Consider the following 23,459-nt stretch of genomic DNA (forward strand, 5'->3'; position numbering starts at 1 on the left):
CAAGGAGATGACCGTGAAGAATGCCGACCTGCAGGCCCGCAAGAACGCCGCCACCCCGCGCGGCGTCGGCGTGATGTGCGATTTCTACGCAGCCCGCGCCGAGAACGCGGAGCTGTGGGATGTCGAAGGCCGCCGCTTCATCGATTTCGCCGCCGGCATCGCGGTGCTGAACACGGGCCACCGCCACCCGAAGATCGTCAAGGCGATCGCGGATCAACTGAACAGCTTCACGCACACCGCTTACCAGATCGTCCCGTACGCGTCGTACGTCGAGCTGGCGGAAAAGATCAATGAACGCGCGCCGGGCGACTTCCCGAAGAAGACCGCGTTCTTCACGACCGGCGCGGAAGCCGTCGAGAACGCGATCAAGATCGCGCGTGCGGCGACCGGCCGTCCGGGCGTCATCGCGTTCTCGGGCGGCTTCCACGGCCGCACGATGATGGGCATGGCGCTGACCGGCAAGGTCGCCCCGTACAAGCTGAACTTCGGCCCGTTCCCGGGCGACGTGTTCCACGCACCGTACCCGAACGCGCTGCACGGCGTGACGACCGCCGACTCGATCAAGGCGATCGAAATGCTGTTCAAGGCCGACATCGATCCGAAGCGCGTCGCCGCGATCATCTTCGAACCGGTCCAGGGCGAAGGCGGCTTCAACCCGGCGCCGGCCGAATTCGTGCGCGCGCTGCGCAAGATCTGTAACGAGCACGGCATCCTGCTGATCGCCGACGAAGTGCAGACGGGCTTCGCGCGTACCGGCAAGCTGTTCGCGATGCAGCACTACGACGTGCTGGCCGACCTGATCACGATGGCGAAGAGCCTCGCGGGCGGCATGCCGCTGTCGGGCGTCGTCGGCCGTGCGGACGTGATGGACGCGGCCGCACCCGGCGGCCTCGGCGGCACCTACGCAGGCAACCCGCTGGCCGTCGCGTCGGCGCACGCGGTGCTCGAGATCATCGACGAAGAGAAACTGTGCGAGCGCGCGACGCAGCTCGGCGACGTGCTGAAGGCGAAGCTGAACGCGCTGCAGGCCGACGTGCCGCAGATCGCCGACGTGCGCGGCCCGGGCGCGATGATCGCGGTCGAATTCCTGAACCCGGGGTCGGGCGAGCCGGATGCCGAATTCACGAAGCGTGTGCAGACGCGCGCGCTCGAACGCGGCCTGCTGCTGCTCGTGTGCGGCGTGTACTCGAACGTCGTGCGCTTCCTGTTCCCGCTGACGATCCCGCAAGCCGTGTTCGACGAAGCGCTCGTGATCCTCGAGGAAGTGCTGAAGGAAACGGTCGGCGTGCCGGCCTGAGTGCCCGTCCAACTCAACTGAATGCGCCGCCGCCGTCGTGAAGACGGCGGCGGCCGTTTGCATCCGTCCTTTTCGAAGCAGGTGATTCATATGAGCACGGTTCAGGAAACCCTGGCACTGAAAGATCCGTCGCTGTTCCGCCAGCAGGCGTACGTCAACGGCGAATGGCAACACGCAACGAACGGCGAGACGTTCGACGTCCGCAACCCGGCGACGGGCGGCCTGCTCGGCACCGTGCCGGCGATGGGCGCGGCGGAAACGCGTCACGCGATCGACGCCGCGAATGCCGCATGGCCGGCGTGGCGCAAGAAGACCGCGAAGGAACGCGCGGTCGTCCTGCGCAAGTGGCACGACCTGATGATGGAAAACGCCGACGACCTCGCGCTGATCCTCACCACCGAGCAGGGCAAGTCGCTGGCCGAAGCGAAGGGCGAGATCGGCTACGCGGCGTCGTTCCTCGAGTGGTTCGCGGAGGAAGGCAAGCGCGTGTACGGCGACACGATCCCGACGCCGGCGAGCGACAAGCGCATCGTCGTGACGAAGGAAGCGATCGGCGTGTGCGCGGCGATCACGCCGTGGAACTTCCCGGCGGCGATGATCACCCGCAAGGTCGGCCCGGCGCTCGCGGCAGGCTGCCCGATCGTCGTGAAGCCGGCCGAGGCGACGCCGTTCTCCGCCCTCGCGATGGCCGTGCTGGCCGAGCGCGCGGGCGTGCCGGCCGGCGTGTTCAGCGTCGTCACGGGCGACCCGAAGGCGATCGGCGGCGAGCTGACGTCGAACCCGATCGTGCGCAAGCTGTCGTTCACCGGCTCGACGCCGGTCGGCCGCCTGCTGATGGCGCAATGCGCGGCGACGGTCAAGAAAGTCTCGCTGGAGCTCGGCGGCAACGCGCCGTTCATCGTGTTCGACGACGCCGATCTCGATGCGGCCGTGCAGGGCGCGATCGCGTCGAAGTACCGCAACAGCGGCCAGACGTGCGTGTGCACGAACCGCTTCTACGTGCATGAAGCCGTGTACGACCAGTTCGCGCAGAAGCTCGCGGCGGCCGTCGGGCAGTTGAAGGTCGGCCGCGGCACGGAGCCGGGCGTGACGCAAGGCCCGCTGATCAACGAAGCGGCCGTGCTGAAGGTCGAGGCGCATATCGAGGACGCGCTCGCGAAGGGCGCGACCGTCGTGACGGGCGGCAAGCGCCACGCGCTCGGCCACGGCTTCTTCGAGCCGACCGTGCTGACCGGCGTCACGCCGGCGATGAAGGTCGCGAAGGAAGAGACGTTCGGGCCGCTCGCACCGCTGTTCAAGTTCGGCAGCGACGACGAGGTGATCCGCCTCGCGAACGACACCGAGTTCGGCCTCGCCGCGTACTTCTACAGCCGCGACATCGGCCGCGTGTGGAAGGTCGCCGAAGCGCTCGAATACGGGATGGTCGGCGTGAACACGGGCCTGATCTCGAACGAAGTCGCGCCGTTCGGCGGCGTCAAGCAGTCGGGCCTCGGCCGCGAGGGCTCGCACTACGGCATCGACGACTACGTCGTGATCAAGTACCTCTGCCTCGCCGTCTGACGGTTCAGGGCCTGCCGCTTCGGCGACGGGCCTTGGCCGCCCGGCCGGAACCGGGCGGCCCGACGCGGGCCGGCCCCCCTCTCCGTCGCGCCCGCGTCACCTTCTCTTCCCGCGATCAGCGAAACACGTTCACCGCATCCACCAGCCGCGTCGCCTGCTGCTTCAGACTTTCCGACGCCGCCGTGCTCTGCTCGACGAGCGCCGCGTTCTGCTGCGTGATGTTGTCCAGATGCACGACCGCCTGGTCGACCTGCTCCACGCCCGTGCTCTGCTCGGCCGTCGACGAGCTGATCTCGGCGATCAGATCCGACACGCGCTTCACCTGCGTGACGATGTCCTCCATCGTCTTCCCCGCGCCGTCGACGATCCGCGCGCCCGATTCGACACGCTCGACGCTCGCGCCGATCAGCGTCTTGATTTCCTTCGCCGCGTTCGCGCTGCGCTGCGCGAGCGCGCGCACTTCGCCGGCCACCACCGCGAAGCCGCGCCCCTGCTCGCCTGCGCGCGCGGCCTCGACCGCGGCATTCAGCGCGAGGATGTTGGTCTGGAACGCAATGCCGTCGATCACGCCGATGATGTCCGCGATCTTGCGCGAACTGTCGGTGATGTCGTTCATCGTCGCGACGACTTCGTTCACCGCCTGCCCGCCGCGCCCGGCCGCCTCGCTCGCGGAAACGGACAACTGGTTCGCCTGCAGCGCCGTCTCCGCGTTGCTCGATACGGTCGCCGTCATCTCGGCCATCGATGCGGCCGTTTGCTGCACGCTCGAGGCGGCCTGTTCGGTGCGCGCGCTCAGGTCGCTGTTGCCCTGCGCGATCTCGTTGCTCGCGCGCTGCACGTTCAGCACCTGTTCGCTGACGTCGTCGACGAGCCAGCGGAACATCAGCCCGAGCTGGTTGATCGTGCGCAGCGTCATGCCGATCTCGTCGACACGGTTCATCCGCACGCCGCGCCGGCTTTCGCCGGTCGCGACGCGCAACGCCTCGTCGCGCAACTGCCGGAGCGGCCGCACGATCTGCGCGTCGAGCCACAGCCCGGCGCCGGCCGTCACGGCGACCGCCGCCCCGGCAAACGCCGCGAGCGCCCCGCCGGTCAACCCGCACGCCCAGCCGGCGCCGACGACCGCCGGCGCCAGCACGCACAGCGTCGACGCCACCCGGGCCCGCACCGACATCGTCTGGAACAGCGACGCGACGCGCATCGCGCCCGTGCGGACGATCAATCCCTTGTGGAACCCGCGGCTGCCGGCCTTGCCTTCACGGAAATCGCGATACAGCGCGTCGGCGGCCGCGATCTCGTCGCGCGTCGCCTTCGTGCGCACCGACATGTAGCCCTTCGGCTGCCCGTTGCGCATCACCGGAATCGCGTTCGCGCGCACCCAGTAGTGGTCGCCGTTCTTGCGGCGGTTCTTCACGAGCGCGGCCCACGGCTCGCCGCCCTTGAGGGTCGCCCACATGTCGGCGAACGCCTCCTTCGGCATGTCCGGATGCCGCACCACGTTGTGCGGCTGGCTGACGAGCTCCTCGTTCGAGAAGCCGCTCACCTGTGCGAACGTCGTGTTCGCGTAGGTGACGATGCTGTCGGCATCGGTCGTCGACATCAGCGTGACGTCGTCGGGAAAATCGAATTCCTGTTGGGTAACGGGCTGGTTGTTGCGCATGCAAGGCTCCGAAAAGCGGATCTGTCGTCCGCGCCGCGCTGAAATCGCGCTCAGTAGCCGAAAAACGGTGGATCGCTTTACGACATTCTCGTCCTTGCTGTCGGCAATTCACCGGAAAACCTTAATTCAATTGCGAATAAAAACGGATAATCCGGCCATTACCATGATTTCGATCAAATAATCCGGCGATAATCGTCGCGCGCGTTTATCCGCATGTCATGAAACGCCGTGCGGCATCGACGATGTCCGTATCCGTTGCGTGCGGCGAAACGATTGGCCTATCCTGCTCCATTCCACCGGAATTCGAATTCGATGAAAAAGGCATTGCATGAACTGAATCGGCTGTCCCGGAATACGGCGACGGTCGCGCATGATCGCAATCAAGGCGATCAGCACGCGTTTTTCCCCAATGGCGGCGCCACGCGGTTCCCGGAAAAGCATGAACTGGACGGCCACCCGATGGCGCTGCCCGACGGCATGCCGCGCGTGCCGCCGATGGTGGCAATCGCCGCGCACCGGGTGGCCGCATGACGCGCCGCACCCCCGCCGAACGCGACGCGCTGTCGGCCCGCCTGCTTGCCCGCGACGACGTACCCCTCGTATGGACCATCGACCGGCGCGAAATCATCGAACACCTGTACGTGCTGCGCGACGGCGCGCTGCATCTCGTGCCCGAGTTCTACGACGTGGCCGACTGGCCCGACGGCGAAGCCGAGCATTACACGCCGATCCTGCTCGACTGCCACGATCGCGGCGGCTGGTTTCTCGGCAAGTTCGACGGCGCGCGGCTCGTCGCGGCTGCGATCGTCGATAGCCGGCCGCTCGGCCCGCAACGCGACATGCTGCAACTGAAGTTCCTGCACGTGAGCCACGACTGGCGCGGCTGCGGGCTCGGCGAACAACTCTATCGCGCGGCCCGCGCACAGGCGCGCGCGATGGGCGCCGAGCGCCTGTACGTGTCGGCCACGCCGTCGCGGCGCACGATCGACTTCTACCTGCGGCTCGGCTTCACGGTCAGCACGGCGCCCGATCCCGAGCTTCATGCGCTCGAGCCCGAGGACATTCACCTCGAAGGGCCCACGCGCTGACGGCCCGGGCCGGTTAACGACACAGGGCGGCACGAGATACCTCGTGCCGCCCTGCGTGGCGGAATCAGCGCAGCGGTAAAGCGGCACGTATCCGGCCGCTTCACCGCATCGCGCGCTCAGACGCGTTCGATCGCGATCGCGATGCCCTGGCCGACGCCGATGCACATCGTGCACAGCGCGAAGCGGCCGTTCGTGCGATGCAACTGGTACATCGCGGTCGTCACGAGGCGTGCACCCGATGCGCCGAGCGGGTGGCCGAGCGCGATCGCGCCGCCGTTCGGGTTCACGCGCGGATCGTCGTCGGCGACGCCGAGCATGCGCAGCACCGCAAGGCCCTGCGACGCGAACGCTTCGTTCAGCTCGATCACGTCGAACTGGTCGATCGTCATCCCGAGCCGCGCGAGCAGCTTCTGCGTGGCCGGCGCGGGGCCGATACCCATCACGCGCGGCGCGACGCCGGCCGTCGCGATCCCCAGCACGCGGGCGCGCGGCGTCAGGCCGAAGCGCTTCGCGGTTTCCTCGTTCGCCAACAGCAGCGCGGCCGCGCCGTCGTTCACGCCCGACGCGTTGCCGGCCGTGACCGAGCCGTCCGGGCGCACGACGCCCTTCAGCTTCGCGAGCGCTTCGAGCGACGTCTCGCGCGGATGCTCGTCGCGCGACACGACCACCGGATCGCCCTTCTTCTGCGCAATCGTGACCGACACGATTTCTTCGGCGAGCGTGCCGTCCTGCTGCGCCCGCGCGGCCTTCTGCTGGCTGCGCAGCGCGAACAGGTCCTGATCCGCTCGGCTGACGTTGTAATCGACCGCGACGTTCTCGGCCGTCTCCGGCATCGAATCGACACCGTGCAGTTGCTTCATCAACGGATTGACGAAGCGCCAGCCGATCGTCGTATCGTAGATGTCGGCCTGGCGCGCGAACGCGCTCGCGGCCTTGCCCATCACGAACGGCGCACGCGTCATGCTCTCGACGCCGCCCGCCACCATCAGCGCGGCTTCGCCCGACTTGATCGCGCGCGCGGCCACGCCGACCGCATCCATTCCGGAGCCGCACAGGCGGTTGATCGTCGAACCCGGCACGCCCTGCGGCAGGCCCGCGAGCAGCAGCGACATGCGCGCGACGTTACGGTTGTCCTCGCCGGCCTGGTTCGCACAGCCGTAGATCACGTCGTCGATCGCCGTCCAGTCGACGTCGCGGTTGCGCTCGACGAGCGCCTTGAGCGGCACCGCGCCCAGATCATCGGCGCGCACGCCGGACAGTGCACCGCCGTAACGCCCGATCGGCGTACGGATCGCATCACACAGAAAAGCTTCGGTCATCAGTGTCTCCGCTCCCGTGAAAGGCTGGGAAGTGAACAGCGCGCGCCCCTTGCATTGCCCGTCGGGATGCGCTTATATGTTCTATATACGAACATAAGATCGTGTATCGAACGTTCAACGCATCATAGGGAGTGCAGGGACGACCTGTCAAGCGCGGTCCGCCCGGCGGTTGGCGGGTCGGGTCCCATGCGCTATCTTCTCGGCTGCACGATATTTCAGGCACTCATGACAACCGACGATATTCAGACGAAACCCGGCGACTCCTATGTGCAGTCGTTCGCGCGCGGCCTCGCGGTGATCCGCGCATTCGACGCGGCGCGCCCGGAGCAGACGCTCACCGAGGTCGCGTCGGCCACCGGCCTCACGCGCGCGGGCGCGCGCCGGATCCTGCTCACGCTGCAGACGCTCGGCTACGTCGAGGCCGACGGCCGGCTGTTCCGGCTCACGCCGAAGATCCTCGAGCTCGGCTTCGCATACCTGACGTCGATGCCGTTCTGGAATCTCGCCGATCCGGTGATGGAGCAACTGTCCGCGCAGATCCACGAAAGCTGCTCGGCCGCGGTGCTCGACCGCACCGAGATCGTCTATGTGCTGCGCGTGCCGACCCGCAAGATCATGACGATCAACCTGTCGATCGGCAGCCGGCTGCCCGCGTACTGCACGTCGATGGGCCGCGTGCTGCTGTCCGCGCTCGACGACGCGGCGCTCGACGAGACGCTCGCGCAGAGCGGCATCCGGGCGCATACGCCGCGCACGATCACCGACCTCGGCGAGCTGAAGGCGGCGATCGCGCAGGCGCGCCAGCAGGGCTGGGCCGTGGTCGACCAGGAACTCGAAGTGGGGCTGATGTCGCTGTCCGCGCCGATCCGCAACCGGCGCGGGCAGATCATCGCCGCGATGAATATCAGCGGCAACGCGCAGCGGCATACCGCGAAGCAGATGGTAAAGGAGTTTCTCGGGCCGCTGCAGCAGGCCGCGCAGACGGTATCGGAACTGGTGGCGCGGCGCGGCTGAGCAATCGGTTCGCCGGGCGGACCGGCAAGACGGGGGATGGGCGGAGCGCGTGGAGTGCACGGATAAAAAGACGGGCGGCATGCGCCGCCCGCTCAACTCTCTGACTCTATTTGCAACGTCCTTCTCACGGAACACGGAGCGCGCTCCGCATTACCCAATTTAGAGGTGCGGCAACGCCCGGTCAATTTGACGAGAACGAAATTGCACGGCGCATCTCGTACACCATGCGCGCCCGGCGCCGCTCACGCGCCCAGCAGCATCCCCTTTCGCACCGGCACCGTGCCCGTCACGCGGCCGAGCGGCGCGCCGGCCGTCACGAAACGGATCGCGCGCCGCATATAGAACACGCCATCGGTCGCGCTCGAGATCGTCGTGACCGCATCCGTCAGCGGATCGACGATGTCGAACAGCGGATCGCCCGCACGGATCGTCGCGCCGATCGCCGCACGGTGCACGAGGATCCCGCTCACCGGCGCGTAAAACTGCTCGCTGCCCGCAAGCGGCGTGGCCGGCGCGGCCAGCGGCGGCAGCGGCGCACGTTCGCCGCGCACCGCGCCGCACCACACGAGATAGTCGACGAGCGCGTCGGCATCGCGTTGCGCATAGTCGTACGTCACGTCGCGCTGGCCGCGGCACTCGACCGTCACGGCCACGGTGCCGGCCGCCATCGGCGTGCCGTCCGGCAAAAGCGCGCGCAACCGCGACCACAGCAGGTGATGTGCATCGTCGAACGCATGGCCGCCCGAATCCTCGGCGAGCAGCGACACCTCCGCACCGAGATAGCGCGCGAGCGGCTCGACCTCCGGCCATGCGGTATCGCTCGTGTACACGTGCATCACCGCTTCGAGAGAACAATGCAGGTCGATCACGACATCGGCGTCGTGCGACAGCTTCAGCAGCGCGAGCTGCAGTGAATCGAATTCGGTGCGCGGCGCGATGTCGTCGAGCGCCGCGCCGACGCATTCGCGCACGATCGCGCGATTGCGCACACCGTCGTCGCCCAGCCGGTCGCGCGCACGCGCGGCGATCTCCGCGAGCGGCAGGAAGCCGCGATTGAAGTTGCGGCCGCTTGCGAGATCGAAACGGCCGATGAACTGCCCGAGCAGATGATGATTGAGGCCGACCGGGTTCGACACCGGCACGAGCACGATGTCGGCCGCGAGCCGGCCTGCGGCGTCGAGCTGCGCGAGGCGCTGCTTCAGCACGACCGCCGCGAGCATCGCGGGCGTCTCGTCCGCGTGCAGCGCGGCCTGCAGGTAGATCTTGCGGCCGCTGTCGGCAGGCCCGAAATGAAAGCTCGTCAGCGTGCGCTGCGTGCCGATCGACGGCGACAGGAGCGGCGTGGTGCGAATCTGCATCGATGGTCTCGAACGGATGAAAACCGGAAATCGGAAGAACGGGTCGGCACGGCGCTCAATCGCCGTACGGGTTGAAATCGAAGTACTGCTTCGCGATCCGGTCGTACGTGCCGTCCTTCAGCATCGCCGCGATCGCGCCGTCGATCGACGCCTTCAGCGCGGTATCCGACTGCCGCATGCCGATGCCGACGCCGCGATCGCCCATGTCGAGCGGCGCGCCGACGAATGCGAAGCCCTTGCCGCGCGGCTGGCGCAGGAACCCGTAGTCGGCTTCCACGGTGCCGAGCAGCGCCGCGTCGAGGCGGCCGTTCACGAGATCGGCGAACACGTCGTCCTGGCTCTTGTACGGCACCACGCCGACCCCGGCGGGCGCCCAGTGCGCGAGCGCCCACGATTCGAACTGCGTGCCCGACTGCACGCCGACGCGCTTGCCGGCCAGCGACGCCGCCGTGCCGTCGAGCCCGCTGCCGGGCCGCGCGACGAGCCGCGACTTGAAGCGGAACAGCTTCGACGAGAACAGGATCTGCTTCTCGCGGTTCGCGGTGATCGCCATCGACGACAGGATCGCGTCGATCTTGCGCGCCTGCAGCGCGGGGATCATCCCGGCGAATTCGAGCTCGACCCACTGGCAGCGCAATTGCGCGCGGCGGCAGATCTCGTTGCCGAGATCGACGTCGAAGCCCTTCAGGCTGCCGTCGGGCGCTTTCGCGTCCATCGGCGGATAGGTCGGGTCGATGCCGAGCCGCACCACGTGCGCATCGAGCGCGAACGCGGATGGGGCCGCCAGGCCAATGCACAGGGAAACGAGCGGGACGAGGAAACGTTTCATGATCGACGATGGGCAGGACGCGGGACAAACGGCATGAGCCGGACTGCCTGCGATCGTAGGGGCCGCGGGCTGCCGCCGGAACCATCGGCTGACTTATCATGATCGGTATTTCCGATCACCGGCGTCGCAGCTTCCCATGACGTTCACGCTGTCCCAGCTCCGCATCTTCCAGGCTGTCGTCGAGCACGGCAGCCTGCGCGCGGCCGCACGCGCGCTCGATCTCGCGCAAAGCGGCGTCACGCAGCAACTGCAGGGCCTCGAGGCAGCGCTCGGCGCGACGCTGTTCACGCGCACCAATCGCGGGATCGTGCCGACGGCCGTCGGCCAGCGGCTGCTCGCGCGTTCCGGTTCGATCCTCGGCGAATGCGAGCAGGTCGAGCGCGAAATCCGTCAGTTGAGCGGCGCCTGCGAAGGCACCGTCACGCTCGGCCTCGTGACCGAGCCGCTGATCGACGCGTTCGCGCCCGTGCTGACCGCGTTCCGCGCGCGCTTCGACAAGGTCGACGTGCACCTGCGCACCGGCACGTCGCGGATGATGATCGGCTGGCTGCGCGAAAGCGCGGTCGATTTCGCGATCGCGCTGGTCGCGAAGCAGACCGACACGACCGATCTCGCGGTCACGCCGCTGCGCACGTCGGCGCCGGTGGTCGTCTGCCGCAACGGACACCCGGCGATGCATGCGCGATCGCTCGCCGAGCTGGCCGACCATGCCTGGGTGTCCACGCGCTCGCCGAACCTGAGCGCCGACCCGGTCGTCAACCGGCTGCTCGCGTACTTCCACGCGCATGGCCAGCCGCCCCCGAAGATCCTCGCGACCGTCGAAGGGATGTTCGAGACGCTGCAGATCGTCACGCAGACCGATTCCCTCGCGCTCGAAACCGAAGCGATCACGCGGCACGGGCCGTTCGCCGGCGCGCTCGCGAAGGTGCCCGTGCGCGAACGGGCCGAAGTGCAGGACGTCTGCCTGCTGCAACGCGCGGCCGTGCCGCTGACGCCGGCCGCGCAGGAACTCGCGACGATGCTCGCGTCGTATCTGAGGGTGGTGCGCGGGCGGTAAGCGCAACGCGCGCCGCCGCCCACGTTGCGTGTTGCGCGTTGCGCGTCAGTCCAGCGATTCCCGCGCCGTCTCGCGCAGCTTCGCGACCGCGATCAGCGACAGCACCACGCACGCGGCCACGTAGCCGGCCGGCGCGAGCTTGCTGCCGGTCGTCTTCACGAGCCAGGTCGCGATCAGCTGCGCGGTGCCGCCGAAGATCGTCACCGCGAGCGCATACGCGATCGAGATGCCCGTCGCCCGCACGTGGCGCGGCAGCGACTCGCACATCAGCGCCATTTCCGAGGCGGAGCCGAGCGAATAGAACAGCAGCATCAGCGCGGTCAGCGGCAGGATCACCGACAGCGTCGGATGATGGTTCATCAGCCAGAACGCCGGGAACAGCAGCGCGACCAGCACGCCGCGGCCGACGAAGATCGGCAGGCGCCGGCTGCCGAGCCGGTCCGACAGCCAGCCGAACAGCGGGCACGTGATCAGCATCACGCAGCCCGACGCGACGCCGACGAACATCGACAGCTTCATCGGCAGGCCGAGCGAGTGGATCGCGTAGGTCGGCATGTAGAAGGTCAGGATGTAGGTCGACACCGTGCCGCCCATCACCGTGAGCATCAGCAGCAGCACCGTGCGCGTGTGCTTCGAGAACAGCTCGTGCAGCACGCCGCGCTCGATGCCGTGATGACGGTCGCCGGGCGCATCGTCCGCGAGCCGCCGGCGCAGATACATGCCGACCGGCGCGATCAGCACGCCGACGAGAAACGGCAGCCGCCAGCCCCAGCTTTCCAGCGCGTCCTTCGTCATCGTGTTCGACAGCAGCGCCGCGAACCCCGAGCCCATCAGCGCGGCGCCGCCCTGCGTCGCGAGCTGCCAGCTCGCGCGGAACGCGCGGTGCGACGTGCCGCCCTGTTCGAGCAGCGTCGACGTCGCCGCGCCGAATTCGCCGCCTTGCGAGAAGCCCTGCAGCAACCGCGCGAACACGACGAGCAACGGCGCGGCCACGCCCACCTGCGCATAGGTCGGCGCGATCGCGATCAGGCCGGTGCCGAGCGCCATCAGCATGATCGTCAGGTTCAGCGCGGCCTTGCGCCCCTTGCGGTCCGCGTAGACGCCGAGCACGACGCTGCCGAGCGGCCGCGTGAAGAAGCCGGCGGCGAACGTCGCGACCGACAGCAGCAGCGACGTGGTCGGGTCGCTCGACGGGAAGAACAGCTTGCCGATCAGCACCGCGAAAAAGCCGTATACGGTGAAATCGAAGAATTCCAGCCAGTTGCCGATCACGGCCGCGGCGATCGCGCCGCGCCGCGTGACCGCGGGCGCGCCGGGCGCGCTGGTGTCGGCGGCCCCCGTCGACGCGGGGTGCAGCGCGAGATGGTCTTTCTGCATCGTTCCAGTCTCCTCTCAATGCGGCCGGAAGCGCCGGCCGCGCGCCACTGCGATCACTGCCCCAGGTAACGCTCCACGAGACGCGTCCAGAACGCCGCGCCGATCGGCAGGTTGCGGTCGTTGAAGTCGTATTTCGGGTTGTGCACCATGCAGCCGTCCTCGCCTTCGCCGTTGCCGAGCCGCACGAACGAACCGGGCCGCTGCTGCAGCATGAACGCGAAATCCTCGCTGCCCATCAGCAGGTCGGTCTGCTCCACCACGTGCGCATCGCCGACGAGTTCGCGCGCGACCTGCGCGGCGAAATCCGTTTCGGTATCCGTATTGACGACGACCGGATAGCCTTCGATGTACTCGACGTTGGCGGTCGCGCCATAGCTCGCGGCCTGCGTTTCGGCCAGCTCGGTGATGCGGCGCTTGAGCAGCGCGCGCACTTCGGGGCTGAACGAACGCACGCTGAGTTCGAGGCGCGCGCCGTTCGGAATCACGTTGTTCGCGGTGCCCGCGTGCATCGAGCCGACCGTGACCACCGCCGGCTGCGACGGGTCGACGTTGCGCGCGACGATCGTCTGCAGCGCCATCACGATGCTCGCCGCGACAACGACCGGATCGACCGTCAGGTGCGGCCGCGCCGCGTGGCCGCCGACGCCTTCGATCGTGATGATCGCCTTGTCGCCCGCCGACATGAACGGGCCGCGCCGCGTGAGGAAGACGCCCGGCGCCGCGCCCGGATGGTTGTGCATGCCGAACACGGCGTCGCACGGGAAGCGCTCGAACAGGCCGTCGTCGATCATCTTCTTCGCGCCGCTGTCGACGCCGTGCTCTTCCGCCGGCTGGAAATACAGGTGCACGGTGCCCGAGAAGTTGCGGGTCTTCGCGAGATGCTGCGCGGCGCCGAGCAGCATCGTCGTGTGGCCGTCGTGGCCGCACGCGTGCATCTTGCCGTGCGTGCCGCTCGCATACGGCAGGCCGGTCGCCTCGACGATCGGCAGCGCATCCATGTCGGCGCGAATGCCGATGCTGCGGGTGCCGTCGCTCACCCGCAGCGTGCCGACGACGCCCGTCTTGCCGACGCCGCGCGTCACCTGCCAGCCCCATTGCTCGAGCTTGTCCGCGACGAGCGCGGCCGTGTCGTGCTCTTCGTACGCGAGTTCGGGATGGTGATGGATGTGGTGACGGATCTCGCGCAGCCCGCCGGCGGCGGGCATCAGATCCTCGATTTCGGTGAATCGGGTAGCGGTGGTCATCAAGGGGCTCCTGCCGTTGTCTGCGCACGCCAGGGATGCGTGCGGGAAAGCGAGCCACTATAGCGAGCCGATATCCGCTCAATAAGATGCGGAATTTTTCACCGTGATAAGGTTTTTTAATCAGGGTTAATACGGGCAGCGGTTACGCTTGAATCGTCGGACCGTCAGCCTATCGAACTTCGCCATGTCCGGCCGGACAAAGGCTGGTGCGGCCGTCGTGGTCGCCACGCCGCTCGCGGTAGCAGAGCACCGCGATCAAAAGCTGCGCCACCGTCGAAGCAGCGGCAATCGAATGAACCCCGAATACGGCACCGTCCTCGACGCGCAGCAAGGCGTCGGTGTCGCGCGCCAGCGGTGACACGCGGCTGTCGGTAATCACGATGAGTTGCGCGCCGTTGCGCTTGGCGAGTCTGGCGACACGGCCCGTCTCGTCGCCGTAAGCCGGCAATTCGACGGCCACGAAAACGTCGCCCGGCCTTACCGAGCCGGCCTGGCAGAGATCCATCCCGCCGAGCGCGGTGAACAGGCAAATCGTCTTGTCTGTCTGGCGCAAGGCCTGCGCCAGATGAACTGCAAGCGGAAATGCCTGACGCACTCCCATCACCCAGATTGTGGCGGCGTCGCGCAGCATGACCAACGCGCGCCTCCAGTCCTCGGATGCCAGCAATTCGCTCAGACGCGCAACCGCGGCCAGGCTGGACGCCAGCACCGCCTCTGTCAGGCCGTCCAACCCATCGGCCACTGCGTCAGCGTGCGCGGGCTTTGTGTCACGCAGCAGCGGGAGCGGTGGCACGATCTGCTGACGTAACCGCCGCCGCAGGTCCGCATAGCCGGACAAGCCGAAGTGCTGGGCAAAGCGCACGACCGCCGACGGGTGCACGCCACACTGGTCGGCGATGCTGCGAATATCGAGGATGCCGACCTGATCGGCGTGGGTATCGACGAAGTGCGCAATCGACTTCAGCCGCGGGCTCAGCGTGTCGTACTCGGCGCGAATGCGCAACAACAGTTGGTCGGCGCCGTTGCGGCAAGGTTCGTCCGGCATACTCGCTGATCCGGCCCGGGATATGTAATCGACGCTCATCGTGTCAGGCGCGAGCCGGCTCCGTCGGTACAAGGCTCATGCCATCGTGGAACTGCAGCGGCATCGGCTCCGGCCGCGCCATGCTGGTCTCGAGCGGATAGATCACGTTGTTGGCCGCCGATTCGATCATGCCGTGCATGACCTCGAGAACATGCAGCGCCATGTCGACGCTGGCACGAGGTTGACGTCCCTCGGCAATCGAAGCGGCCATGTCGACGAGCCCGATGCCGCGGCTGTTTTGGCGATGACTGGTCTCTGTGAACGGTCGCTCGATCGGGACTCTTCTCCACGGACGCAGTGCGGCATCACCGCGCGGAAGGTCGCCCCATCGATAATCATCACGCGTGCGCAGTAGCAGATCGCCACCAAACAGATTCGGCCCGTCACACGGATCGATGTCGTTGAGGCACAAGGTGCCATCCGTACCGTAGAGTTCCATCCGCGGCAACTCGGAATCCCATACGTCGTAGCTTACGATCAGGGTGACGAGTGCGCCCGATACGAATACCAGGTTGGCGGCAACGTGTGTCGGTACGTCGACCGGAATGCGCGTGCCGAAAAGCGGCCCACTTTCGACGACGCGTTCCGAAGACGCCCGGCCCGCGACCGCGGAGCATTGCCGTACCGGCCCCAACAAGGACACCAGCGCGCTCAGATAGTACGGTCCGATATCGAGCACGGGGCCGCCACCGCGTCGATACAAGAAAGCGGGATTCGGGTGGAACCACTCCGGGCCTCGGCTCACCGCAAACGCCGTGGCGCTATGCACGATTCCGATCACGCCTTCGTCGATCAGTTGACGGCAGGTCTGCAGGCGCCCGCCCAACACCGTATCGGGTGCGCAGCCGAGCACCAGGCCTCGCCGTCGCGCTTCCTCATACAGTGCCTTTCCGTCGGCAAACGTCATGGCGAGCGGCTTCTCGCTGTAGACGTGTTTGCCGGCGCGCAACGCAGCCAGCGTCAGTTCCGCATGCACGTCGGGCGTGGTCAGGTTCAACACGATATCGATCCCGACATCGTCAACCAGCGAAGCAGCATCCGGATACGCTTTCGGTACGCCGTGCATCGCCGCCTTCGCGCGCGCTTTCTCCAGATCGCGCCCGGCCACTGCGGCAAGCTCGACAATCGGGTACTTCGCCAGATTGCGCAGATAGACGTCGCTGATGTCGCCCACGCCTAGTACACCGACTTTAAGCGGCTTCATGGTGCTCCTCGTCAGGAAGGTCGCCGGCATGCGGCGGCAGGATATCGCCCGGATCTCTTGCGTGCGTCGCGCCGCGTGCGGTTTCGGCCGACGCGCACGGCGCACGCAAGAAGGTTCATGCACCGGACGGTTCGTCAGAACTGCGTGGCAATCCCCGCAAACACACCGAACTGGCTGCGCCCATAACCGGGATTGAGGTTCGATGCGCTGCCGTTGACCGAGTCGTTCACGTTATTGGCCCCGTAGGTCCCGCCGTTCAGCCCAAGGTTCGACGTCGAACTGTTTCGCAAATACCCGAGTTCGGTATAAAGCCGCGTCTGCTTCGACAGCGAGTAGATGCCGGACAGCGTGTACAGCGTCCCATTGCCATTGCCGTGATTGGCATTGGCGTGATAGACGGCGCCCATGATGGCGGTTGCCGGCGTCACGGCCCATTGCGCGCCGACCCATTCCTGATCGACCGCGGTCGGCAAGGAAACGCCGGCGGGCTGCGCCGACGGGGTGCCCGTTCCGTAATATCCGGCATTCGATGCGTCTGGTGCGCTCAAGTGAACGTAGCCGGCATACAGTGTCACCGGCCCGATTCCGTACGACGCGCCGGCGAAGATCGAGCGCGATGCCAGATAGACGTTGCTGAACTTGCCGTTGCCGTCACGGATCTCGTCGTAGATCAGCTGCGCTTCGAGACTGGACGCCTTGTACTGCAATTTCAGGCCGTCCGAGCGGCCCTGCGAGCTGCCCAGGCCGGTGGCCGTGCCCAACTGGCTCGGCGCCGTGCCCGGCGAACCGGCATTCCATTTGGTCGAATTGGCGAGGTTGTACTGGCCTTTCACCGTGAAGCCGCCGAAATCGGGCGACGTATATTCGATGCCGTTCGACGCCTGCGGGAACATGCGGCCGCGCACCAGCGTGCCGAACGAATATTTCTTGGTCTGCTGCGGGTCGAGTGTGCCGGTATCCTGCAGTAACTCGCTCGCACCGAAATTGCCGAGGCGGATCGCGCCGTACGCGTCGTGTCGCAACCCGACGGTCGCCTGCCCCTCGAAGAACGAACCGTTCGCCACGGAGCCGTTCAGCGTGTTCAGACGCGCCTCCAGGCGGAACGTGGCCTGCAGGCCTCCCCCAAGGTTCTCGTTGCCGAGCATGCCGAAGCGCGACTCGCCCCAGCCGCCGGACTCGGCCGACAGCCGCTTGCCACCCGGCAGGCCTGTTTCATATTGCAGGCCGTTATCCACGATCCCGTACAACGTGACGCTGCTCTGCGCATGCGCGAACGCCGTGACGCCGCACAGCGCCGTACCAGCGATGAATCTGAGCATTTTCGCATCCATCGACAATCTCCTTTGCATACCTAAGTTATTTATGTTTTTCTCGTCTTTATTCATACGCCGACGCATATTGGTCATACGCCGGCCGACCTGCCTACTTGAGGTAATTCCCCACGTTGTTACGGGTGACGGATTCGAACGGTACGATCACTTCGGCGGGGGCCGGCTTGCCGCTCTTGAGCGTTTCGACAACCAGGTATGCGGCCTGTGCCTGGCCCTTCGCGTTCTGGAAGATGGTCTGGGACATCTCGCCCGCCTTGATCGCCCGCATCGCGTCCGTGGTGCCGTCGACGCCGGAGATCGCCACACCCTTGAGCCGCCCTGCCGTCTTCAGCGCTTCCAGCGCGCCAAGCGCCATCTGGTCGTTGGCGGCGACGATTGCATCGAACTTCGGATACCGCTGCACCCAGTCTTCGGTAACTTTCATGCCCTGTGCGCGATCATAGTCGGCCGGAAGGTTCGACAGGATCTTGACGTCGGGGCGCTTGGCCAGCGTCTGCACGAAACCGGCCAGGCGCTCCTTTGAGTGGTAAAGGCCGGGGGTGCCCTGCAGGTAGAGGATCTGCGCGTTCTTCGGCAGGACCGAATCAAAGTACTCGGCCTGCAGACGTCCAGCATCGTAGTTTTTCGAACCGACGAACGTGTACTTGCCGCCAGCGGACTGGATGCCCAGCGCGATCACCGGGATGCCGGCCTTGTTGGCACGCTCGACCCCGGGAACGATGCCGCGATAGTCAACCGGCACGATCATGATCACGTTGACCTTCTGCGCGATGAAGTTGTCGATCTGGTCGAGCTGGCGGCTCACGTCGCCGTTCGCATCGGTGTAGACCACGCTCACGTTCGGGTCCGCCCTGACCGCATCTGCAAAGGCCGTCTTCCGGCTCATCGTGAACACATCGGTGTCGGCAAGATTCGTGTAACCGATCACGAATTTCTTGTCGGCTGCGTTGGCCGATGCCGCCAGCACCACCAACCCGAATACCGCCACCGCTACTTGTTTCCAAACCTTCATACGCTCCTCCGTTGTTGTCTGACCTGCTGCAGGTTGAACATCGACTTTTCTGCAAATGCTTCGCTTGCTGCTTCACTGCTTGCCGGAGATCCGGCTCGTCCGGTTCCGATCTCAGGCCGGACGCCGTACGCGCTTGCCGCGACCGTTCTTGGTCTTGACGTCCAGAATCACGGCGGCCGCGATGATCAGCCCCTTGGCGATCTGCTGCCAGTAGGAGCTGACGTTCAGAAGGTTGAGGATGTTGTTGATCACGCCGATGATCAGCGATCCGATCATCGAACCCATGATCGTGCCGGTCCCGCCCATCAGGCTGGTGCCGCCCACCACCACAGCCGTGATCGCATCGAACTCGTAGCCAACGCCGCCAGCCGGTTGGCCCGAGTTGATCCTCGACATCAGCACGATGCCGGCGATCGCGGTCAGCACGCCGCTGTAGACGAAAGCCATCGTCGTGACGCGTCGCGTATTGATACCGGAGGCCAGCGCGGCGCGCGTGTTGCCGCCGGTTGCATAGACATAACGGCCAAAGCGCGTGCGATTCAGCAGCACCCACGACACCGCGAGCACGGCGATCAGGATCAGTACCGAGATCGGCACCGGTCCGACCGAGTCTTGGCCGATAACGGTGAAATCGCCCAGGTCGCTGACGGGCGCGCCGCCGGTATAGAGCAGGATGCCGCCGCGCGCCACTGTCGTCATCGCGAGTGTGGTAATGAACGATGGAATGCCGAACGTCGTGACGATGAAGCCGTTGACGAAGCCGACCACCACTCCCATCGCCAGCCCGGCCGCTATCGCCAGTGCGATGCTGCCGGTAAGCGACATCACGCTCGCCGCGATCGTGCCTGTCAGGGCCACGACCGCGCCCAGCGACACGTCGATCTGCCCGAGAATGATGATGAAGGTCACACCGCATGCGAGCAGGCTGACGACCACCACTTGCCGCAACACGTTGGTCAGGTTCGGAACGGTCAGGAACGCATCGCTGACCAGCGAAGCGAGCACCACGATGCCGATGAAGATCAGCATCGTGCCGTATTTGCGGTAAATCTCGGCCGGGCTCGCGCCCTTCAGCCAGGCCATGATGCCGGCGCGCGGCTGCATCGAATTTTCCTGCATGCTGTCCAACATCATTGACCTCCGGTTGCCAGTTTCATGATTCGTTCCTGCGAGGCCTCACCCCGGCTCAGCTCGCCGGCCACCCTGCCCTCGCGCATCACGATCACACGGTCGCTCATGCCGAGAATCTCCGGCAGTTCGGACGAGATCATGATGATGGCCAGCCCCTGCTGCGCGAACTGCGACATCAGACGGTGAATTTCGGATTTCGCGCCGACGTCGATGCCGCGCGTCGGTTCATCGAGGATCAGCACCTTCAGGTCGCGCAGTAGCCATTTCGCGATAGCGATCTTCTGCTGGTTGCCGCCACTGAGATTGCCGGTAACGGTCAGCAGGTCCGCGGTCTTGATCTTCAGCATCTCACGCATCCGCGTGGCCTCGGCGCGCTCGCGGCGCACGTCGAGAAAGCCGCACCGAGAGAAACCCTTCAGGTTCGCGAGCGAGATGTTTTCCATCACCGAGCGGCACAGCACGAGCCCTTCGCCCTTGCGATCCTCGGATACCATCGCGATCCCGTTGCGGATCGCGACATCGCTGCCTGTGCCTTTGATCCGCAACGGCATACCCTCGAGAACAATCTCGCCGTCGTCCAGCGCATCAAGCCCGAATATCGCGCGCACCACTTCCGTCCGCCCCGCACCAATTAACCCGGCCAGCCCGACGATCTCGCCGCGCCGCACGCTGAAACCGATGTTCGAGAACACGCCATGGCGCGTCGCGTTGCGCAACTCGAACACGGTTTCGCCGATCGGCGCGTCGAGCTTCGGGAAGATGCTCGAGATCGGCCGGCCGACCATCGCCGCGATGAGGCGGCTCTCGTCGTAGTCGCTGGCGTGGCCCGACTCCACGTAGCGGCCGTCTCGAATGATCGTGATGTCGTCCGCGATCCGGAAGATCTCGTCCATCTTGTGGCTGATGTAGATGATCGCGACACCGCGCGACTTCAGGTCTCGAATCTGCTCGAACAGCATGCCGACCTCGGTGTCGCTGATCGCCGAGGTCGGTTCGTCCATGATGACGACAGATGCCCGACGCGAAATCGCCTTCGCGATTTCGATCAGCTGCATGCCTGCCACGCTGAGTTCGCGCATCTTCTGGCGTGGCGTGTACTCGAGCCCGAGGCGATCGAGCAACGCTTGCGTATCGCGCTCCATGCGCCGGAAATCGATCATCCCGCGCGACAGTGCACCGAACGCCCCATAGGTCGGCTCGCGACCGAGAAAGATGTTCTCGGCGATCGACATGTCGAGAACGGGGCTCAGTTCCTGGTGGATCATCGCCACGCCGGTCTCGAGCGCCGCCTTCGTACCGGCGGGACGATACGGCGCGCCTTTGAAGCGGATCTCGCCCGAATCGACGCGATGCTCGCCGGACAGGATCTTCATCAGCGTCGATTTGCCGGCGCCGTTCTCGCCGACCAGCACGTGCGTGGTGCCCCCACGCACCCTGAGGCTGACTCGGTCGAGCGCGAGCACGCCTGGGAATGCCTTCGATACGTCCTGCATCTCGAGCACGTATTGCGGTTCTTCGCTAGCCATGTGGCTGCTCCTCCTGGGCCGGCCGAGGCCGGCCCGATGGCATGACGGCGAGACGTCCGCGCGACGCTGCGCATGGACGGTTCCGCCGCGGCGCGCCGGTGGCGCCCCGCATGCCTGTCTCCGTTGTGTTTCTTGGTCTGTCGCGTGCGCAGGGCCTTGCCGGGCCGAGACTGGCTAGCGGCTGATGGTCTGCTTCAGTGCATCGATCGACGTGGCGATACCGGCCTCAACCGACATCGTCATGTCTTCCATCTCGAGCGAAACCCAGTCGTTGTAGCCGGTCATGCGCACCACCGAGAAGAACTCCTTCCACCACTGGAGGTCCTTGCCGCAACCGACCGCCACGTAATTCCACGCGCGCCGGCCGACATCCTCGACCCGCTTCGTTTCGAGCAGGCCGTTGACGTCCACCATGCCGCGTTCGAGGCGCGCGTCCTTGCCGTGTACATGATGGATTGCGTCGCCGAGGGCGCGGGCCGCAGCGATCGGATCGGCGCCCATCCACATCAGGTGGCTCGGATCGAGGTTAAGGCCGACCATCGGACCGACCGCGTCGCGCAGCCGGAACAGCGTTTCCGGATTCCAGACCAGCATCGCGCTGAAGTTTTCCAACGCAAACTTCTCAACGCCCGATTCGCGCGCCTGGGCAACCAGCGATTTCCAGTACGGAATCGCCACGTCGTTCCACTGATAGTCGAGGCACCCCTTGAGCGTCGCCGGCCAGCTCACCGTATAGGTGATCCAGTTCGGCACGCGATCCTCGGGGCTGGCCGGCGGCAGGCCGCTCATCGCGACGATCTTGCGGACGCCGAGTTCGCCAGCAAGGCGGATCGCCTTTTCCATGTCGGCCTTGTGCTTCACGCCGAGCGCGCCCGGATCGAGCGGATTGCCCGACACGTTCAGCGCGGCGATTTCCATGCCGCGGCTCTCCAACGCGGCAAGCAACGCGCGACGCTTGCTCGCGTCGGCCAGCAGTTCGTCGGTGCGGAGATGCGGCGCGGACGACCATCCGCCCGAGGTCATTTCCACACCGAAGACGTCCATTTCACACAGCGTGTCGAGCATCGCTTCATACGGCAGGTGGCCGAGGCTGTCCGTGCAGAACGAAAGTTTCATGGGGTTATCCGACTGTCTTGGTGGTGAGGTCCGGCGCACCGAAACGTACCGGCGCGCCTCGGTGAAACATATCCGTGCGACGTCAGGCGTCGCGGTAAAGCGCCGGTTTCTCGTTCAGCGTCACGGCAACTTTCTCGCCGCTGCGTTGGGCCGCTACGCCCGCTTCGCAGCACGCCGCCGTGGCATAGCCGTCCCAGGCGGAAGGCCCGTCGATCGTGCCGTTGCGCGCGGCATCGACCCACGTCTGCACCTCGAGATCGAACGCAGCGCTGAATCGCTCGACGAAGGTCGGGGTGACCGACCCGCCCCACTGCCCGGCGCTGCGCACGTACGGGCCGCCGTCGTTGCCGATGTTGACGATGCCGTCCTCGAACACCGCCTGCGTGGCCACCTGATAGCCGAAGCGCGCGTTGACGAAGATCTCGACATCGGCGAGCACGCCGCTCACCGTTTCGATCAGGACCTGCTGCGGATCGTGCTGCCCCGGATGCGCATGTCGCGTCGGGCGGCCCAGCCGGACCTGCACCGACGCGATTTCATCGCCGGTCAGGAAGCGGATGCCGTCGAACTCGTGCACCACGGAATCGTTCACCAGCATCTGGCTCGTAAAGCTTGCCGGCGTGGCGGCGTTGCGATGCGAAAAATGCAGCATCAGCGTATCGCCGAGCCGTCGCGTAGCGATCAGCTCGCGCAGTTGCCGGTATTCGGCGTCGAAGCGGCGCATGAAGCCGACCTGGATCAGCTTGCGCCCGAGCTTCACCTCGGCTTCGACGACGCGCCAGGACGATTGCGCGTCGGGCGTCAACGGCTTCTCGCACAGGATCGGCAGCCCCTCGGACAGCACCTGCAGCAGCGTGGCTTCGTGCAGGAAGCCGGGGGTGGCAATAACGACCGCATCGGCCAGGCGATCCGCCAGAACCTGCTCGATCCCCGCCACCGCCACGGCCCCCGGCGCCTTGTCAGCGACGGCACGGGCACGGGCTGCGTCGATATCCACCACGGCCGAGACTTCGGCGCCGACGATGCGACGTGCGATGCGGTCGACATGATCGGCTCCCATCAGACCGGCCCCGACTACCGCGATACGAAGCTTCTTGCTCATATATCGAATTCCTAAATATTTTCAGTTGACCTGCTTGTCGAAATGCGTGCATGTCATGCCCGACCGGCAGAGGTTCAAACGAACGAGACGAGTACGGGAGCGATGGCCAGGGCCGGCGGCGCTTGCGCAGCAAGCGGATGCGGTCGATTC

Annotated in this window: 20 protein-coding genes; 6 read left to right on the forward strand and 14 right to left on the reverse strand. The window is 66.2% G+C overall.

Annotated elements, in window-relative coordinates; genetic code table 11:
* Positions 1-13 precede the first annotated feature (13 nt).
* Positions 14-1,297, forward strand: coding sequence for a 4-aminobutyrate--2-oxoglutarate transaminase (locus C4B30_RS23580; protein WP_027781558.1), 1,284 nt, complete (start codon positions 14-16; stop codon positions 1,295-1,297).
* Positions 1,298-1,387: 90 nt separating this feature from the next.
* On the forward strand, positions 1,388-2,857 hold the full coding sequence (gabD, locus tag C4B30_RS23585; protein WP_027781559.1) for an NADP-dependent succinate-semialdehyde dehydrogenase: 1,470 nt from the start codon (positions 1,388-1,390) through the stop codon (positions 2,855-2,857).
* A gap of 115 nt (positions 2,858-2,972) precedes the next feature.
* On the opposite strand, the gene C4B30_RS23590 is transcribed toward gabD, so the two are convergent.
* Positions 2,973-4,517, reverse strand: coding sequence for a methyl-accepting chemotaxis protein (locus tag C4B30_RS23590; RefSeq protein ID WP_027781560.1), 1,545 nt, complete (start codon positions 4,515-4,517; stop codon positions 2,973-2,975).
* 312 nt (positions 4,518-4,829) lie between these two features.
* On the opposite strand from C4B30_RS23590, the gene C4B30_RS36325 reads away from it, so the two are divergent.
* Positions 4,830-5,048 (forward strand): hypothetical protein, encoded by a 219-nt coding sequence (locus C4B30_RS36325; RefSeq protein WP_027781561.1) that lies wholly within the window; start codon positions 4,830-4,832, stop codon positions 5,046-5,048.
* Positions 5,045-5,605 carry a GNAT family N-acetyltransferase gene (locus C4B30_RS23600; protein ID WP_034185244.1) on the forward strand — a complete coding sequence of 187 codons (561 nt, stop codon included), beginning with the start codon at positions 5,045-5,047 and terminating at the stop codon, positions 5,603-5,605. The genes C4B30_RS36325 and C4B30_RS23600 overlap by 4 nt, the downstream gene beginning before the upstream one ends.
* A 116-nt stretch (positions 5,606-5,721) precedes the next feature.
* On the opposite strand, the gene pcaF is transcribed toward C4B30_RS23600, so the two are convergent.
* Entirely contained in the window at positions 5,722-6,924 is a 1,203-nt protein-coding gene (pcaF, locus tag C4B30_RS23605) for a 3-oxoadipyl-CoA thiolase (RefSeq protein ID WP_027781563.1), read from the reverse strand.
* 225 nt (positions 6,925-7,149) lie between these two features.
* Here pcaF and C4B30_RS23610 point away from each other — a divergent pair, with 225 nt between their 5' ends.
* Complete coding sequence (locus C4B30_RS23610; RefSeq protein WP_027781564.1) at positions 7,150-7,938, forward strand: IclR family transcriptional regulator; 789 nt, start codon at positions 7,150-7,152, stop codon at positions 7,936-7,938.
* Positions 7,939-8,180: 242 nt separating this feature from the next.
* Here the strand turns inward: C4B30_RS23610 and C4B30_RS23615 are convergent, their stop codons facing one another.
* Together C4B30_RS23615 and C4B30_RS23620 are read right to left on the reverse strand one after the other, a co-directional pair.
* On the reverse strand, positions 8,181-9,296 hold the full coding sequence (locus tag C4B30_RS23615; protein ID WP_027781565.1) for a succinylglutamate desuccinylase/aspartoacylase family protein: 1,116 nt from the start codon (positions 9,294-9,296) through the stop codon (positions 8,181-8,183).
* Positions 9,297-9,351: 55 nt separating this feature from the next.
* Entirely contained in the window at positions 9,352-10,125 is a 774-nt protein-coding gene (locus C4B30_RS23620; RefSeq protein ID WP_105133088.1) for a transporter substrate-binding domain-containing protein, read from the reverse strand.
* 136 nt (positions 10,126-10,261) lie between these two features.
* Between C4B30_RS23620 and C4B30_RS23625 the strand changes: the two genes are divergently transcribed.
* On the forward strand, positions 10,262-11,182 hold the full coding sequence (locus C4B30_RS23625) for a LysR family transcriptional regulator (protein ID WP_105133089.1): 921 nt from the start codon (positions 10,262-10,264) through the stop codon (positions 11,180-11,182).
* A 45-nt stretch (positions 11,183-11,227) separates the two neighbouring features.
* On the opposite strand, the gene C4B30_RS23630 is transcribed toward C4B30_RS23625, so the two are convergent.
* The 10 genes from C4B30_RS23630 to C4B30_RS23675 form a co-directional block, all read right to left on the reverse strand.
* Positions 11,228-12,559 carry an MFS transporter gene (locus C4B30_RS23630; protein WP_105133090.1) on the reverse strand — a complete coding sequence of 444 codons (1,332 nt, stop codon included), beginning with the start codon at positions 12,557-12,559 and terminating at the stop codon, positions 11,228-11,230.
* Between the two features lie 53 nt (positions 12,560-12,612).
* Positions 12,613-13,803, reverse strand: a complete 1,191-nt coding sequence (locus C4B30_RS23635; RefSeq protein WP_027781569.1) for a M20 aminoacylase family protein — start codon at positions 13,801-13,803, stop codon at positions 12,613-12,615.
* 169 nt (positions 13,804-13,972) lie between these two features.
* Positions 13,973-14,848, reverse strand: coding sequence for a MurR/RpiR family transcriptional regulator (locus C4B30_RS23640; RefSeq protein ID WP_051421305.1), 876 nt, complete (start codon positions 14,846-14,848; stop codon positions 13,973-13,975).
* Between the two features lie 43 nt (positions 14,849-14,891).
* Positions 14,892-16,091: a Gfo/Idh/MocA family protein gene (locus C4B30_RS23645; RefSeq protein ID WP_027781570.1), complete on the reverse strand. Its 1,200-nt coding sequence runs from the start codon at positions 16,089-16,091 to the stop codon at positions 14,892-14,894.
* 134 nt (positions 16,092-16,225) lie between these two features.
* Positions 16,226-17,422 (reverse strand): porin, encoded by a 1,197-nt coding sequence (locus C4B30_RS23650; RefSeq protein WP_230469045.1) that lies wholly within the window; start codon positions 17,420-17,422, stop codon positions 16,226-16,228.
* A gap of 91 nt (positions 17,423-17,513) precedes the next feature.
* Positions 17,514-18,434 carry a sugar ABC transporter substrate-binding protein gene (locus C4B30_RS23655; RefSeq protein WP_027781572.1) on the reverse strand — a complete coding sequence of 307 codons (921 nt, stop codon included), beginning with the start codon at positions 18,432-18,434 and terminating at the stop codon, positions 17,514-17,516.
* A 111-nt stretch (positions 18,435-18,545) separates the two neighbouring features.
* Complete coding sequence (locus C4B30_RS23660) at positions 18,546-19,565, reverse strand: ABC transporter permease (protein WP_027781573.1); 1,020 nt, start codon at positions 19,563-19,565, stop codon at positions 18,546-18,548.
* A complete protein-coding gene (locus C4B30_RS23665; RefSeq protein WP_027781574.1) occupies positions 19,565-21,091 on the reverse strand; it encodes a sugar ABC transporter ATP-binding protein in 1,527 nt (508 codons plus the stop codon). Before C4B30_RS23665 ends, C4B30_RS23660 begins: the two co-directional genes overlap by 1 nt.
* A gap of 174 nt (positions 21,092-21,265) precedes the next feature.
* Entirely contained in the window at positions 21,266-22,246 is a 981-nt protein-coding gene (locus tag C4B30_RS23670) for a sugar phosphate isomerase/epimerase family protein (protein ID WP_230469046.1), read from the reverse strand.
* Positions 22,247-22,289: 43 nt separating this feature from the next.
* Positions 22,290-23,309 (reverse strand): Gfo/Idh/MocA family protein, encoded by a 1,020-nt coding sequence (locus C4B30_RS23675; RefSeq protein WP_027781576.1) that lies wholly within the window; start codon positions 23,307-23,309, stop codon positions 22,290-22,292.
* Positions 23,310-23,459: the final 150 nt, after the last annotated feature.

Source organism: Burkholderia sp. BE12, assembly GCF_002959955.1.
Taxonomy (GTDB): domain Bacteria; phylum Pseudomonadota; class Gammaproteobacteria; order Burkholderiales; family Burkholderiaceae; genus Burkholderia.

What these genes read in the sequence shown, in the direction of transcription:
- gabD (WP_027781559.1), top strand. Translation starts at nt 1,388, where the DNA reads ATGAGCACGGTTCAGGAAACCCTGGCACTGAAAGATCCGTCGCTGTTC.
- C4B30_RS23590 (WP_027781560.1), bottom strand. Translation starts at nt 4,517, where the DNA reads ATGCGCAACAACCAGCCCGTTACCCAACAGGAATTCGATTTTCCCGAC.
- C4B30_RS36325 (WP_027781561.1), top strand. Translation starts at nt 4,830, where the DNA reads ATGAAAAAGGCATTGCATGAACTGAATCGGCTGTCCCGGAATACGGCG.
- C4B30_RS23600 (WP_034185244.1), top strand. Translation starts at nt 5,045, where the DNA reads ATGACGCGCCGCACCCCCGCCGAACGCGACGCGCTGTCGGCCCGCCTG.
- pcaF (WP_027781563.1), bottom strand. Translation starts at nt 6,924, where the DNA reads ATGACCGAAGCTTTTCTGTGTGATGCGATCCGTACGCCGATCGGGCGT.
- C4B30_RS23610 (WP_027781564.1), top strand. Translation starts at nt 7,150, where the DNA reads ATGACAACCGACGATATTCAGACGAAACCCGGCGACTCCTATGTGCAG.
- C4B30_RS23615 (WP_027781565.1), bottom strand. Translation starts at nt 9,296, where the DNA reads ATGCAGATTCGCACCACGCCGCTCCTGTCGCCGTCGATCGGCACGCAG.
- C4B30_RS23620 (WP_105133088.1), bottom strand. Translation starts at nt 10,125, where the DNA reads ATGAAACGTTTCCTCGTCCCGCTCGTTTCCCTGTGCATTGGCCTGGCG.
- C4B30_RS23625 (WP_105133089.1), top strand. Translation starts at nt 10,262, where the DNA reads ATGACGTTCACGCTGTCCCAGCTCCGCATCTTCCAGGCTGTCGTCGAG.
- C4B30_RS23630 (WP_105133090.1), bottom strand. Translation starts at nt 12,559, where the DNA reads ATGCAGAAAGACCATCTCGCGCTGCACCCCGCGTCGACGGGGGCCGCC.
- C4B30_RS23635 (WP_027781569.1), bottom strand. Translation starts at nt 13,803, where the DNA reads ATGACCACCGCTACCCGATTCACCGAAATCGAGGATCTGATGCCCGCC.
- C4B30_RS23640 (WP_051421305.1), bottom strand. Translation starts at nt 14,848, where the DNA reads ATGCCGGACGAACCTTGCCGCAACGGCGCCGACCAACTGTTGTTGCGC.
- C4B30_RS23645 (WP_027781570.1), bottom strand. Translation starts at nt 16,091, where the DNA reads ATGAAGCCGCTTAAAGTCGGTGTACTAGGCGTGGGCGACATCAGCGAC.
- C4B30_RS23650 (WP_230469045.1), bottom strand. Translation starts at nt 17,422, where the DNA reads ATGGATGCGAAAATGCTCAGATTCATCGCTGGTACGGCGCTGTGCGGC.
- C4B30_RS23655 (WP_027781572.1), bottom strand. Translation starts at nt 18,434, where the DNA reads ATGAAGGTTTGGAAACAAGTAGCGGTGGCGGTATTCGGGTTGGTGGTG.
- C4B30_RS23660 (WP_027781573.1), bottom strand. Translation starts at nt 19,565, where the DNA reads ATGTTGGACAGCATGCAGGAAAATTCGATGCAGCCGCGCGCCGGCATC.
- C4B30_RS23665 (WP_027781574.1), bottom strand. Translation starts at nt 21,091, where the DNA reads ATGGCTAGCGAAGAACCGCAATACGTGCTCGAGATGCAGGACGTATCG.
- C4B30_RS23675 (WP_027781576.1), bottom strand. Translation starts at nt 23,309, where the DNA reads ATGAGCAAGAAGCTTCGTATCGCGGTAGTCGGGGCCGGTCTGATGGGA.